Here is a 13,448-nt window from a genome sequence, read left to right on the forward strand (position 1 = left end):
GACCAACAATAGAATTTTGACTTACTTTAAATTGATACCATAGATTTTTTTATTCATTATAGAGTTAAAGCCGGCGTAAGCAAACCTACGGCGGCGTAATAACTGTCAGTTAAATAGTGCTATGGTATTTTCTAGCTGCAGTACTTAAGGCGTGATATCCACTTCAAGATCTATCCTAAGTGGTCTTTTCAAATAAATTTTTAATGTGATTTTTATACTAATAGAAGCCGCTTCTGGTGGTTCATTTTCTAAAGCGCCGTCAACGATGTGAGCGATTTTCATTGCTTCTACTTCCTTAAGCTCAAAACCATTTTCCTTAGCACCTTTCATAATTTGTTCATAAATCTCTTTCTCACCTATATTACGCTCTTTATTATCAAATGATAATTGCATAACTTTAGACTGAGCAACGCTAGACATCTCCATTGGCTTTTGGGTTTTGAATCTATCTACGCTAGGATCAGCTGAACTACTAGCAGAAGCTAACACTAAGGCTGATGCTACCATTGCAATCGATAAAATCTTCATTGTGAATTCCTTTTGAGTTAATTTATTACTTCTGAACCAAAGCGCCATCAGCGAATATATTCGCTCTATCAACTATATCCTAATAAATTATTAATTGAAAATTTAAATTAATATTAGTAATACTAATATTATTAAGTGATGGATAATTTTACTCAGTTATCCTTATTTTGGTTTTCTGTACAATGCGAATTATTGCCTTAAAACAAACACAAAAAAGCCCTGCTATCTTTCGATAACAGAGCTTTTAATAGTCAAATAGACTTTATGATAAAATCATACTTATTGTACATTGAGCGTATCTAACTCAGATAAACCACTTTGTAGCAGAAGTAAAATTACATCATGCCGCCCATTCCACCCATACCGCCCATTCCACCAGCACCGCCACCCATAGCAGCCATACCGTCATCACTTTGTGGTAGATCAGTGATCATCACTTCAGTGGTTAGCATTAGGCCTGCAACAGATGCTGCATTCTCTAGTGCTGAGCGTGATACTTTAGCTGGATCAAGGATACCCATCTCTAGCATATCACCGTACTCACCAGTTGCCGCGTTGTAACCATAGTTACCGCTGCCGTTTTTCACTTCATTAACCACAACTGATGCTTCTTCACCAGCATTGGTCACGATTTGACGCAATGGCGCTTCCATCGCACGACGAAGGATATTCATACCTGCGTTTTGATCGTCATTCTCACCTTGAAGTTCAGACAATGCGCTGATCGCACGTACCAAGGCAACACCGCCGCCAGGTACAACGCCTTCTTCAACTGCTGCACGAGTTGCATGTAGCGCATCGTCAACACGGTCTTTCTTCTCTTTCATTTCTGTTTCGGTTGCTGCGCCGACTTTGATCACTGCTACGCCGCCTGCTAGTTTAGCAACACGTTCTTGTAGCTTTTCTTTGTCGTAATCAGAAGTAGATTCAGCGATCTGACGATTGATAGACTCAACACGGTTTTCGATGTCAGCTTTGTTGCCAGCGCCATCAACGATCACGGTGTTTTCTTTACCGACAGTGACTTTCTTAGCGGTACCAAGTTGCTCTAGAGTAGCAGTCTCTAAGCTTAGGCCAATTTCTTCAGAAATTACTGTACCGCCAGTTAGAGTCGCGATATCTTCTAACATTGCTTTGCGACGATCGCCGAAACCTGGTGCTTTAACAGCACAAGTTTTCAAGCCGCCACGCATGTTGTTTACAACTAATGTTGCCAATGCTTCATTTTCTACATCTTCAGCAATGATTAGCAATGGCTTGCTTTGCTGCATGACTTGCTCAAGTAGTGGCACGATTTCGCGGATGTTGCTGATTTTTTTGTCAACCAATAAGATATATGGGTTTTCAAATTCAGCCGTTAGGCTATCTTGCTTATTTGCAAAGTATGGGCTGATATAACCACGGTCAAACTGCATACCTTCTACAACTTCTAGGGTATCTTCAAAGCTTGAACCTTCTTCAACAGTAATAACACCTTGCTTACCAACTTTTTCCATCGCTTGCGAGATCAGCTCACCGATTTTGGTGTCTGAGTTTGCAGAGATAGAACCAACTTGAGCGATTGCTTTGTGATCGTCAGCTGGCGTTGATAAATTATGGATTTCCTTAACTGCCTCGCGTACCGCTTTATCGATACCACGTTTAAGATCCATTGGGTTCATGCCAGCAGCAACCGACTTCATGCCTTCTTGCAAGATAGACTGAGCCAATACAGTCGCAGTAGTTGTACCATCACCAGCAACATCATTAGTGCGACTCGCTACTTCACGTACTAGCTGAGCGCCCATGTTTTCAAATTTGTTTTCTAGCTCGATTTCTTTGGCAACTGAAACACCATCTTTAGTGATGGTAGGTGCGCCAAATGATTTGTCGATAACTACGTTGCGACCTTTAGGACCTAATGTTACACGTACTGCGTTCGCTAGAACGTTTACGCCGTCCATCATTTGTTTACGGGCATCAATGCCGAATTTTACGTCTTTTGCCATGTTAAATTACTCCACTATTATAAGTATGAGAATACAATTGATTGATTTGATATTTGCTTATCAAAAGCGGTTATCAGAAACTGTGATTAAAATGTGCTGAGTATCAAATAATACTCACAAGGACTAGCCTTCTAACACACCCAATACATCAGACTCTTTCATAATCAATAATTCTTCCCCGTCGACCTTGACGGTTTGACCAGCATATTGACCGAACAACACTTTGTCGCCAGCTTTTACATCTAACGCACGAGTTTCACCGTTATCACGAACTTGACCATTACCAACAGCAAGCACTTCACCTTGTGAAGGTTTCTCTTGTGCTGAACCAGGAAGCAAGATACCACCAGCAGTCTTTGTTTCTTCTTCTATGCGGCGGACGACAATACGGTCATGTAAAGGACGAATGTTCATCGATATGACTCCAAAAGTTGATTGATAAAATTAAGGGTTTATTTGAATTAATGTCTCAACACCAGTATCTATAGGGAACACTGACAAAAACAATGCTTTGTAGATAAGCCTTGAGCTTGTATCAAAAAGTGGGGGCAAGATGAGTTTGGTTCAAGTGTAAAGCCTAAAAATTTACAAGATTATTTTGCAAAAATTTATCGATCAACATTCCATGTCAATGAATAACGTTTACTAAGGTCGAGAGACTAATAAAACAAAGGATAAGAAACAGCGATATTCAAAAATATTATCGGTCTAAGCCTATATTTTGATTAATACGAAATTGGCTATAGAAACATTTGCTACATGCACTACACGAAGCGGTATAACACCACGCTTGAAAATGTAACAGCGTATGACCATTATAAGTCTGGTAAACATAATAAGAACGAACGAAAAAACTGCTGTATCGGCAATAAATTAATAAAGGGGTATCTATGAGTTTTTCATCAATGCACAAAAAACTATCAAGCGGCAATGCTAATAAGTCGGCTAATAACGCAAAACGTAGTCCATCTAAATTTTTATCTGCCTTAGTAACAGGCATTAGTATCTCTACTGTTGGAGCTTTAAGTATGACCGCACCTACCCTTGCAAGCGCAAAAACTATTCAACCATCAACTGCCAATTATAGCTTTACCGTTGAAGACAAATACAAAGGCACAGCAACTCGTACGCTAAGCAAATCTGGCAATACTTGGAAGTATAACGTCAAGGCTCGCGTTGCTGGTGTGGCTAGCGCTTCGCAAAACAGTACCTTTACGATTAATAGCAACAATGTCAGTCCGACGCAAGCTAGCACCACTTATAAATTACTTGGCATGGGTCGCACACATAAACTAGACTTTAATCCGAGCAGCAAAAAAGTTACCAGCAACTATAAGGGCAAGTCGACGACTATGAACATGTCGCAACAAGCCTTTGATGATTTGAGCCTTGAGGTACAGATTCGTCAGGACTTATTAAACGGTAAATTCTCTGGTAACTACTACATGGCGAAAAAAGACAAAATCGAGAAGACACCATTTAAAAAATCAGGCAACACTAAAGTGACCGTACCAGCGGGTACATTTGATACGGTTCGTGTTGACCGCATCCATGATGACAATAGTCGCTCTACCAGCTTTTGGTTAGCACCAAGCTTAGACTACCTACCCGTCAAAGTTAGCCAAATTAACGATGGTAAAAAAATGGATTTAGAATTGACTAAAGCCAACTAATCTATTTATTTTTTAAAGTGATAAATAAAAAAAGCGGCGCTCTATTTGAAGCGCCGCTTTTTTTATGATTTTGAATGGTTAGATATAACTTAATAAGTATCAAATAGATCAGATCATTGACGAGGTTTCTTCACAACGTTGTTCATTGAAGGCAAACGTTTGAGTAAAATGAATAGCCAAACATTAATGGCCAGCAGTAATAAGAAGTCCGTTGCATACACAGCAATTTCAGCCCAGCTGCTGCCATATATACGCGTAAATAGCACCACACCACTCGCACCCAAATATACTAGGGTAAACATACTGCTTATCAACAATGCATAAGGTGAACGACCGCGCAGTATCCATGGGGTCAAAATCAATGCTGGCACAAGCCATAATGCCTGCCAAGCAATACCGCCCACAATATCAGGACTACTAGGATTAAAGACACTAATAAATATAGGCAATCCTAGCAGTCTATATGCTAGCCAAATCAACCATGTCACCATCAAACGCCGTGCGATGGGTGTGATAGGCTTAGCCGTTTTTTGAGGCTTTGTAGTAGAGCGGTTGGTAGCCATTAGATATTTTGATTTCCTAAATGAATAATATACTGCTGAACATTAATAATGTAACTCTCGTAGATTTTTAGACTTAGACAATTCGAGGTAGCAGGTTTATAAAAACTACTTATCGGTTCCAATTAGCCTGTGCTAATGCCGCCGCGGTAATCGCCAAACGGTGACCCTGCGCAATACCCAAGTCTCGTTCGTCAGCAGATATTGGCTGATCATGCGATGCACCACTGACATGGCTGGCACCGTAAGGCGTACCGCCGCGATGCGTACGATTCAGCGCTGGCTCTGCATAAGGTACACCTACGATGACCATACCGTGATGCATTAGCGGCAACATCATTGTCAGCAATGTAGTCTCTTGACCACCATGCATAGAACCTGTGGCCGTAAACACTGATGCAGGTTTGTTCTGTAGGTTTCCTGCCAGCCATAAGGTCACGGTATTATCCCAAAAATACTTCATAGGTGCTGCCATATTACCAAAGTGCGTTGGGCTACCAAGCGCAAGACCACTACAGTTTTTAAGATCGTCCATCGTACAGTACAAGTCACCCTCATCAGGTATCGCAGGCTTACTTGACGTGGTTTCAGGTGCCACTGTCGGTACCGTACGAATACGCGCAGTCATGCCAGCATCTTCAATACCTTGAGCAATAGCATATGCTAATGTCTTAGTCGTACCGTAATTAGAATAATAAAGCACTAAAACATAAGGGGCGGTCTGACTCATTAGCAAAGCTTCCTTATAAAATCATTAGCCGTACTAACCACCAAAAATGCGGTGAAATATATGACTAACTGGCATTGTAGAATATGTGCATATTATGCCCGAGTCATTCACTGTCATGCAAACAACCATGATTGATAACCTGACTTATATTGTATCTGATGCTCTATATAGTGCATGTAGACACAATTAAACCGCAGATGATAACTACTCATCTTTGTTACACTGTTGTCACTCTTACTTTTGCTTAATGGTCGACATGGAAAAATTATCTCAAAAATTCCCGTTTTTACAGCAGCGTTGGTTTCAGTTCTTACGGTTTTTAATTCGGCACTTTTTTGAAGATAACTGCCAACAAAAGGCAGCTTCACTGACATATACCACTATGCTATCAATTGTTCCTGTATTGACGGTATTACTGATGATTTTGTCGTCCGTACCAGCACTCGCGTCCGTTAGAGCTCAGATTTATGACGTCATTTATAGCAATCTATTGCCTCAATCGAGCATGCAAGTTAGTGAGTACATCAATAACTTTGCCGAAAAATCATCTAACCTAACCATTATTGGTGCCATGATTTTATTCTTGACGACTATCATGACATTGACCACTATCGAGCGTGCGTTTAACCAAATCTGGCGGGTGGAAGATCGGTCTGGCGGTATCAAAAGCATGCTGCGCTATTGGACTATCGTTACCTTAGGGCCATTAGTACTGGGTACCGCTTTTATCGCGTCAAGTGCTGTACAGAGTCTGAGTTTTCTTAACCGCCAAATTGCAGGTTACGGTATCGACTGGAGCTTTTGGGTACAAATGGCGTCGATTGGTATTACGACGGCAGGCTTTATCGGTATGTATTGGTTTATTCCAAAGGCACGCGTACCAGCAAAAAATGCAGCCATCGCTGGCGTGTTCGTGGCTATTATTTTCGAATTAATGAAGCATCTGTTTGGTACAGTGATGACTAACTTTACCAGCTACGAAGCGATTTACGGCGCCTTTGCTGCATTGCCTATTTTTTTACTATGGATTTATTTATCGTGGAATTTGATTTTATTGGGTGTTGAAATTAGTTACACCTTGACGATTTTTGAGACAGAAGAAGTTTATCCTCGTCACCCATTACTCAGTTTGTTAGATATGTTGAACTTAGTCTATACCCACCATTTAAAAGGTGAAGCCGTTAGCGAGCAAGCCCTGCGTAATGTCTTAGGACGTAAAGAGCTGCCAAAATGGTATACCTATATCAATTACCTGCAAGACTGTAATCTTATCACCATGACAGATAATGATGACTACGTACTCAAAAGAGACTTGAGTCGAATGACATTGTGGGACTTCTATCGTACCTTGCCCTATCCGCTTCCTATCAAGGACGAGTTGGATGAGATGAAATTAGAAGGTCAGAAACCTTGGCTGAGTTTACTGGTAAAACGTTTTGAAAACACCGAAGCGTATGCCAAACAGCAGTTACACTTGCCACTGAATACTATCTTTGCTAATAGCGAACCTCGTAAACAATCTATCAGTAAACATGACGATGATGGTAAGTTATTTAGAAAAACCTCTGACGCAACTGAAAATGTATCACGACATGATAAGCTAGATGGACATGGTGCAAGTATCTATAACAGTAATAACGCAAACCTCGAATCTTCACCGCATCTTGAACCTATGGCTTATGATAAAGACAGTGATATTGAATATGATGATCACGACAATGAAGCCCTCATACCTCTAGGGACAAGTGATAGTCATAGCGAGACAGATACGACCAGACGTTCGCATAAAAACGCTATTATTACAGAAGCAGATAACCCTAAGGCTAATCACAGTGAACAAAGATAATGGAGACAGTGTCTGGACACGTATTATTAATGCAAGTCAAACTAGGCTTAAGCAGTTCACAAAGTTGTGGTCGATACAAACGCTAACCGACTTCCCTGATCGCTTAAATAATTTTTGGCAATGGCTTATCGGTACCTACTGGTTTATCCCGACAGCTTGCGTTATTGTCGGTATTTTACTTGCCCCTTTATTAGTCACTATTGACCAAAACTTCGATCGTGAAACGGTAAAAGAGATCTCCTTTGCTTTCACTGGTGATGATGAAGCTGCACGCGCTATTATGACCGCTATTGCTGGTGCCGTATTGGGCGTGGCAGGTACGACGTTTTCGATTACGATCGCAGTACTATCGATGGCATCCTCACAGTTTGGTCCAAGACTGCTACGTAATTTTTTGACTGACACCCCAAATCAGTTTGTCCTTGGCGCTTTTATCGGTACCTTTAGCTATAGCTTACTGGTGTTGAAGTCTATCCATAAATCTGATGTGGCTTTTGGTGTACCCCAGTTAGCAGTGACTTTTGCCATTATCATGGCGATTGTCTGTGCCCTACTTTTAGTTTATTTTGTGCAGCATATGGTTCATGCCATTCAAGCGTCACACGTCATTCAAAACGCTAGCAACGATGCGCTTGCAAACATTCATTACTGGTACAACGATAGGTGCGATATCCAACATCAACGCGATGCTGAGCACCATGATATCGAGCAGTTCCAAAACTGGCCTGCCATGCCTATCTACTCACCTCAAACTGGTTATCTACAACAGATTTATCTTGAGTCATTGATTGCCTTGTCACAAGAGTACGGCGGCGTGGTACAGATGCATGTCAATATTGGTAATTACATTACTGACAGAAATATCATTGGTTATTTCTATCAGCGACCTGCGTCTCATCCAAATAACCAACAAAGAACAGCAACCCCGCATCTTGCTGTGATACCGCGAGCGCCTGACGGACTGTTTTGGCAACGGCTTGCAGGTTGTCTGCGACTTGAGCAACGATTGGCGCACTCTAACGATATTGCCTATAGCTTAGGACAGATGACAGAAATTGCTGTGCGTGCATTATCCCCCGGTATCAATGATCCAAAGACTGCGGTCAATTGCGTTCAGTCTCTAACCAGCTGTCTGAGTATCATGATGCGTCGCCAGCCGCCAAGTCCTTATCATTTTCATATACCGCAGTCAGACACCGACAATGCTTCTGAAACCTCTGTTAAGCAAAAACGACTGGTAATACTGGCACTGGTCACTCATGCCCCCAAAATCTCTGATTTTATCAATATATCGCTCGGTGAGATACGTCGTTATGCAGCGACTGACTTGATGGTTTTAAAGGCATTATGTCAGGCAATGGTCAATTTGGATTATGCACGGGTAAACAGCGCGCAGCAGCAAACGCTATTACATGAATTACATCTGATTCAGCGAGCTGGAGAAGAGAATTTAAATTATCAAGAGTTGGTCGATGATTTAATTGCTATGTGCGAACAAGCTAAGCAGTTCATCCTTGATAATGATGCACAGCACAAGCACTTCAATTATGTCAGTGAGTTTGAAGCAGATATTCGTCAAGCGTTACAGACACAGTCTAGTTAATGATATAACCAATTAATCGTTTAAATAGATGGCCGTATCAGCCCTTGTAAACACATTAATTATCATCACAATACCTGTAGCTAAAAACACTTATAACGTCCCTATAAGCCACGCGCTTTGGATAATTTTTATATTTATATGAGACCTACTCCTTATGGCATCTGCAACCAGCCTCACCATACTAGAAATCAGCGCCATATTCTTATCGATCACTGCTTCATTAACTTATATTAATCACCGCTTTATTGGTTTACCGACCACTATTGGTGTCATGGTCATCTCTATCTTACTGTCAATCGGTGCGATATTTTTGGGCTTTTTAGGATTTGATCATCTGATTGATTACGAGGTCAGTTTATTGGAGCAACTTGATTTTACCGAAGTATTATTAGACGGCATGCTGTCGATGTTGCTATTCGCAGGCGCCTTACACGTCAATATTGGTGATTTAAGACGATATAAGTTACCTATTGGCATTCTTGCTGGTCTTGGTACGATCATATCAGCGATGCTCATCGCGACCGCGATTTACTTTATGTTGCCATTGTTCGGTTTTGATCTGCCATTTCTGTGGTGTCTATTGTTTGGTGCGCTTATTTCCCCTACCGATCCTATTGCCGTCATGGGTATCCTGTCATCAGCAGGTGCGCCAAAAAGCATCGAGACCGTCATCGCGGGCGAATCATTGTTTAACGATGGTATCGGCGTGGTTATCTTTGTTTTATTGCTGGGTATTTTATCTAGTGGCGATATCCCGACTGCCAACTACGTCGCACATACATTGGCAGTCGAAGCTGGCGGCGGCGTGGTATTCGGACTGGTACTTGGTGCAATTTTATATTACTTGCTCAAGAGTATTGATAGCTATCAAGAAGAGGTGTTATTGACATTAGCAGGCGTTATCGGTGGCTACGCGCTGGCCAGTCATTGGCATTTATCAGGGCCACTAGCCATGGTCATGATGGGTCTCATGGTTGGTAACCGTGGTCGCGAGCTAGCGATGAGTGATAGGACACGTCACTATATTGATTTGTTTTGGGAATTAATCGATGAGATTTTAAATGCGATTTTGTTTGTACTCATCGGTCTAGAAGTCGTCATGATTGCTTATTCTGGCAATTTATTTATTGCTAGTGGTTTGACGATTTTGATTGCGCTCGTTGCACGGTTTATCGTGGTAGGTATGACGACCAAGACTTTTCATCATCAGCTTGATTTGCCTACGGGCGCATGGAAAGTTTTGACATGGGGCGGTTTACGCGGAGGGATCTCAGTTGCGCTAGTATTGCAGCTACCAATCGGGGCTGAACGCGAGATTTTATTGGCACTCACTTATGCGGTAGTGATTTTTTCTATCTTGATACAAGGTCTGAGCGTTGGAAAAGTCGCTAAAAGCATTCGTAAGGATGAAAACACAGTAGACGTATAAGCCAAAAATATATCAAGCACAAAAAATCCAGCATAAGATACTTGTCCTATGCTGGATTTTTTAACTTAAATTTAAACGCTATATCAAGCCCTTTCGTTTCATATTGCGATAAACCACAATAACAATGAGCAGATTAGAGACCAATATTCCAAGCTTAAACCAGTCAAATGGGCTAACGATCAGATAATAGATTTCTATAGGAATAAATACCCCGTAACCTAATACCCCAAACCAATACGCCCATGTTTTGTCATGCCATAAGCCATACGCTTCTAGGAAGCGCAAACTGGCGTAAGCAAATATCAATAATAAAAACATCGGCCAGTTTTTACTTGCTTGCTGAGCGATACGTACTGCACTGTCGATTTGCGGGCCAAGCAGATGACCGAAACTGCGCTGCCAAGTAACCGTGGCCGTCGTCAGCCAATGCTCAAGATTGGTATGCCACCACCATAACGCCCCTGCTCCTAGTAACGCACCAATACCTTTGACTGCCTCATAAATGGCCACCGCCTTAATAGACTCACTCGCCGTACTGCGCGATTTTTCTTGCTGACCATTCATGGCAACCCCTTTATCCTTCGAGGATGGCGGCAGACGGTCATCCTGTCGGGGCAAATTAGCCAAAAAATGTCTCCACAACACGTCCTTGCAACTGCTGATTGAAAAATGGCGTGTTTTTACCGCTCGATAGCATAGATTGCGCGGTTACTTGCCACTCAAGATTGGGGTCGATTAATACTGCACCGCCTATCGCTTCGTATTGCTCACTAATACCAGCGATTTTTGCAGGATTCAGGCAGATTTTATCAACGAGTTGCTCCAAGGTTAATACCTCATCATGTACTAGCTGACACGCCAGCGCCATAAAGGTATCGAAGTTTGAAATACCGGGTGTACTTTCAGCGAACGGTGCTTTTTTAGCCGTACTATTTAGCGGCTCATGATGACTACAGATAGCATCGATAGTACCATCCTTTAGTCCGCGGCGGATTGCCTGCTGATCAGTGTTACTACGTAGCGGTGGTAACACATACGCCTGAGCATTAAAGCCCTCAAGATTGTCATCGGTTAAGTAAAGCTGATGCATTGCAACGTCACAGGTAACAGGCAGGCCTTTGTCTTTTGCCCAACGCATAAGCTCAATGGAAGACTTACATGATAACTGACTAAAATGAGCAGCGATTCCAGTCTCTTCAACCATTAATAGCTGCGTAGACAAAGCAACAGTTTCCGCAATCCAAGGAATCCCTTGCAGACCATGGTAAGAGGCGATATAGCCCTCATGTGCTACGCCATCTCCAGACAGACTTGGTTCATCAGGATAAAAGAATACTTTCATGCCAAAGGTTGCTGCATATTCTAGTGTGCGTAGCAATACTAAGTCGTTGCGAAAAGGTCTACGCGCATTGGATACTGCGATACAGCCGCCTTTTTTAAGCCCTGCAATGTTAGATGGTCGTTCACCCTCTAGTCCTGTGGTCAACGCACCCAAAATATGCAAGTAAATCCCGCCATCACTCAAGGCGCGCTCGCGCAAACCTTTTAAGAGTGAGCCATTTTCTAAAATAGGATTGGTATCGGGCGGTGTAACCACATGCAAGAACCCATTACCACGGGCAGCACTGCCTTCTGATTTTAGCGTACCGTGTTGCTGTTGGCCTGGCTCACGCAAGCGCGCGCACAGATCTACTAGTGGTGGTAGTATCCACATCTCACGTCCAGAATCGAGTGTAGACAGTTTTTCTGACGCGGTTTGCGGTAATGCATCTTTGAATGCTTTTGGTAAATGGTCAAGAATAGGTGCATCAGTATTAAGCATGGTAGACATAACGTTATTACCGTATCAATAAATGAAATAAATGAGAATAAGTCGCGCGGTAGACGGTTACTTGCCAGCCGCTTGATGAGCACGCTGACCTTCCATCGCAAGCGATAAGACCGCCATGCGAATGGCAATACCGTTATTCACCTGCTTTAAAATAACGGACTGTGCGCCATCGGCCACGCTAGAGGCAATCTCAACACCTCGGTTCATTGGCCCTGGGTGCATCACCAATGCATCAGGCTTGGCAAGTGCTACTCGCTCTGGCGTAATCCCATAATGCTTATAGTATTCACTTGATGATGCCAATAGCGGCGAACCGATACGCTCGTTTTGTATTCTTAGTCCCATGATCACATCACAGTCAGTGACACATTCGTCCATGTTTTCATATACTTTTACGCCAAAACGCTCGATACCTTTAGGCAGTAGAGTACGCGGCGCACAAACACGTATGTCTGTCACACCTAATGTTTGCAGTGCACTGATATCAGAACGTGCCACACGTGAATGCTTGATATCACCAACGATTGCAACAGACAGTTCCTCAAATGGGCGCGGTGCCTCACGGTGGATGGTCAACATGTCAAGCATTCCTTGAGTAGGATGCGCATGCCAACCATCACCGCCATTAATGATAGCAATATCAGGCGTAACTTCTGTTGACATAAAATGTGCAGCACCCGATGCTGAATGTCGAACCACAAAAATATCTGCGGTCATCGCCTGTAGATTCCACAGCGTATCGCGTAGACTCTCGCCTTTTTTGGTGCTAGAGCGTTCGATGTCGATATTGAGTACATTGGCACCCAAGCGCTTTTCTGCAACCTCAAATGTCGTTCGTGTACGAGTCGATGGTTCAAAAAACAGATTCATTACTGTATAGCCATCCAACTCAGGACGATTGATTAGCTGTCCATTTTCATCAAAAAAAGTCTCTGCTTTTGCGATAATAGCTTTGAGCTGTGCTTTATTGAGACCTTCAACACCTAAGAAATGCCTGATACCGCCATCGGTGTTGAGCTGCGGACGACTCAGTGACGTATTGAGCCTTTGATGAATCGTATTGGGATCAAATTTTGCATAATCAGTCGGTGAGACTGGTTGTGTAGCGCTACTATCGATAGAATTTGACATAATGGCGAGTCTTTATTGTGGGTTTATATGAGTCTATAGTAATCACTTATTCATCTTTGTTCGATCATTTATCACTGATAGGCATAGATACAAAGGACATTTTGACGCTTATTTGCTACAATTTACCGT

General features: G+C 42.4%; 12 protein-coding genes. 4 read left to right on the forward strand and 8 right to left on the reverse strand.

Annotated features, from left to right (window positions below; all coding sequences use genetic code 11):
• Window positions 1-144: 144 nt before the first annotated feature.
• The 3 genes from ACT3QQ_RS05075 to groES form a co-directional block, all read right to left on the reverse strand.
• Complete coding sequence (locus ACT3QQ_RS05075) at window positions 145-528, reverse strand: hypothetical protein (RefSeq protein ID WP_444521752.1); 384 nt, start codon at window positions 526-528, stop codon at window positions 145-147.
• A 335-nt stretch (window positions 529-863) separates the two neighbouring features.
• Window positions 864-2,516, reverse strand: a complete 1,653-nt coding sequence (gene groL, locus ACT3QQ_RS05080) for a chaperonin GroEL (RefSeq protein ID WP_444521753.1) — start codon at window positions 2,514-2,516, stop codon at window positions 864-866.
• Window positions 2,517-2,639: 123 nt separating this feature from the next.
• Window positions 2,640-2,930: a co-chaperone GroES gene (gene groES, locus ACT3QQ_RS05085; protein ID WP_057758860.1), complete on the reverse strand. Its 291-nt coding sequence runs from the start codon at window positions 2,928-2,930 to the stop codon at window positions 2,640-2,642.
• A 476-nt stretch (window positions 2,931-3,406) separates the two neighbouring features.
• Between groES and ACT3QQ_RS05090 the strand changes: the two genes are divergently transcribed.
• A complete protein-coding gene (locus ACT3QQ_RS05090; protein ID WP_444527177.1) occupies window positions 3,407-4,189 on the forward strand; it encodes a DUF3108 domain-containing protein in 783 nt (260 codons plus the stop codon).
• Window positions 4,190-4,302: 113 nt separating this feature from the next.
• Here the strand turns inward: ACT3QQ_RS05090 and ACT3QQ_RS05095 are convergent, their stop codons facing one another.
• Window positions 4,303-4,752 carry a hypothetical protein gene (locus tag ACT3QQ_RS05095; RefSeq protein ID WP_444527178.1) on the reverse strand — a complete coding sequence of 150 codons (450 nt, stop codon included), beginning with the start codon at window positions 4,750-4,752 and terminating at the stop codon, window positions 4,303-4,305.
• A gap of 109 nt (window positions 4,753-4,861) precedes the next feature.
• On the reverse strand, window positions 4,862-5,479 hold the full coding sequence (gene wrbA / locus ACT3QQ_RS05100; protein WP_444527179.1) for an NAD(P)H:quinone oxidoreductase: 618 nt from the start codon (window positions 5,477-5,479) through the stop codon (window positions 4,862-4,864).
• 256 nt (window positions 5,480-5,735) lie between these two features.
• On the opposite strand from wrbA, the gene ACT3QQ_RS05105 reads away from it, so the two are divergent.
• The 3 genes from ACT3QQ_RS05105 (at window position 5,736) to ACT3QQ_RS05115 (ending at window position 10,357) form a co-directional block, all read left to right on the forward strand.
• Window positions 5,736-7,325: a YihY/virulence factor BrkB family protein gene (locus tag ACT3QQ_RS05105; protein WP_444527180.1), complete on the forward strand. Its 1,590-nt coding sequence runs from the start codon at window positions 5,736-5,738 to the stop codon at window positions 7,323-7,325.
• On the forward strand, window positions 7,312-8,928 hold the full coding sequence (locus tag ACT3QQ_RS05110) for a DUF2254 domain-containing protein (RefSeq protein ID WP_444527181.1): 1,617 nt from the start codon (window positions 7,312-7,314) through the stop codon (window positions 8,926-8,928). Before ACT3QQ_RS05105 ends, ACT3QQ_RS05110 begins: the two co-directional genes overlap by 14 nt.
• A gap of 154 nt (window positions 8,929-9,082) precedes the next feature.
• Complete coding sequence (locus tag ACT3QQ_RS05115) at window positions 9,083-10,357, forward strand: cation:proton antiporter (protein WP_444527182.1); 1,275 nt, start codon at window positions 9,083-9,085, stop codon at window positions 10,355-10,357.
• 78 nt (window positions 10,358-10,435) lie between these two features.
• On the opposite strand, the gene ACT3QQ_RS05120 is transcribed toward ACT3QQ_RS05115, so the two are convergent.
• From ACT3QQ_RS05120 to ACT3QQ_RS05130, 3 genes are read right to left on the reverse strand one after another with little or no spacing between them, the layout of a single operon-like run.
• Window positions 10,436-10,984 (reverse strand): DUF2127 domain-containing protein, encoded by a 549-nt coding sequence (locus tag ACT3QQ_RS05120; RefSeq protein ID WP_444527183.1) that lies wholly within the window; start codon window positions 10,982-10,984, stop codon window positions 10,436-10,438.
• Window positions 10,977-12,188, reverse strand: coding sequence for a dihydroorotase (locus tag ACT3QQ_RS05125; RefSeq protein WP_444527184.1), 1,212 nt, complete (start codon window positions 12,186-12,188; stop codon window positions 10,977-10,979). The genes ACT3QQ_RS05120 and ACT3QQ_RS05125 overlap by 8 nt, the downstream gene beginning before the upstream one ends.
• Window positions 12,189-12,245: 57 nt before the next feature.
• The gene (locus tag ACT3QQ_RS05130) at window positions 12,246-13,319 is read right to left on the reverse strand and encodes an aspartate carbamoyltransferase catalytic subunit (RefSeq protein WP_444522810.1); all 1,074 of its coding nucleotides are present in this window, start codon (window positions 13,317-13,319) and stop codon (window positions 12,246-12,248) included.
• Window positions 13,320-13,448: the final 129 nt, after the last annotated feature.

Source organism: Psychrobacter sp. AOP7-A1-24, from assembly GCF_052376235.1.
In the GTDB taxonomy this organism is placed as follows: Bacteria; Pseudomonadota; Gammaproteobacteria; order Pseudomonadales; family Moraxellaceae; genus Psychrobacter.

Excerpts from the sequence above, each read along its gene's own strand:
- ACT3QQ_RS05115 (WP_444527182.1), top strand. The coding sequence starts at position 9,083 with ATGGCATCTGCAACCAGCCTCACCATACTAGAAATCAGCGCCATATTC.
- ACT3QQ_RS05075 (WP_444521752.1), bottom strand. The coding sequence starts at position 528 with ATGAAGATTTTATCGATTGCAATGGTAGCATCAGCCTTAGTGTTAGCT.
- groES (WP_057758860.1), bottom strand. The coding sequence starts at position 2,930 with ATGAACATTCGTCCTTTACATGACCGTATTGTCGTCCGCCGCATAGAA.
- ACT3QQ_RS05130 (WP_444522810.1), bottom strand. The coding sequence starts at position 13,319 with ATGTCAAATTCTATCGATAGTAGCGCTACACAACCAGTCTCACCGACT.
- wrbA (WP_444527179.1), bottom strand. The coding sequence starts at position 5,479 with ATGAGTCAGACCGCCCCTTATGTTTTAGTGCTTTATTATTCTAATTAC.
- ACT3QQ_RS05095 (WP_444527178.1), bottom strand. The coding sequence starts at position 4,752 with ATGGCTACCAACCGCTCTACTACAAAGCCTCAAAAAACGGCTAAGCCT.
- ACT3QQ_RS05090 (WP_444527177.1), top strand. The coding sequence starts at position 3,407 with ATGAGTTTTTCATCAATGCACAAAAAACTATCAAGCGGCAATGCTAAT.
- ACT3QQ_RS05105 (WP_444527180.1), top strand. The coding sequence starts at position 5,736 with ATGGAAAAATTATCTCAAAAATTCCCGTTTTTACAGCAGCGTTGGTTT.
- ACT3QQ_RS05125 (WP_444527184.1), bottom strand. The coding sequence starts at position 12,188 with ATGTCTACCATGCTTAATACTGATGCACCTATTCTTGACCATTTACCA.
- groL (WP_444521753.1), bottom strand. The coding sequence starts at position 2,516 with ATGGCAAAAGACGTAAAATTCGGCATTGATGCCCGTAAACAAATGATG.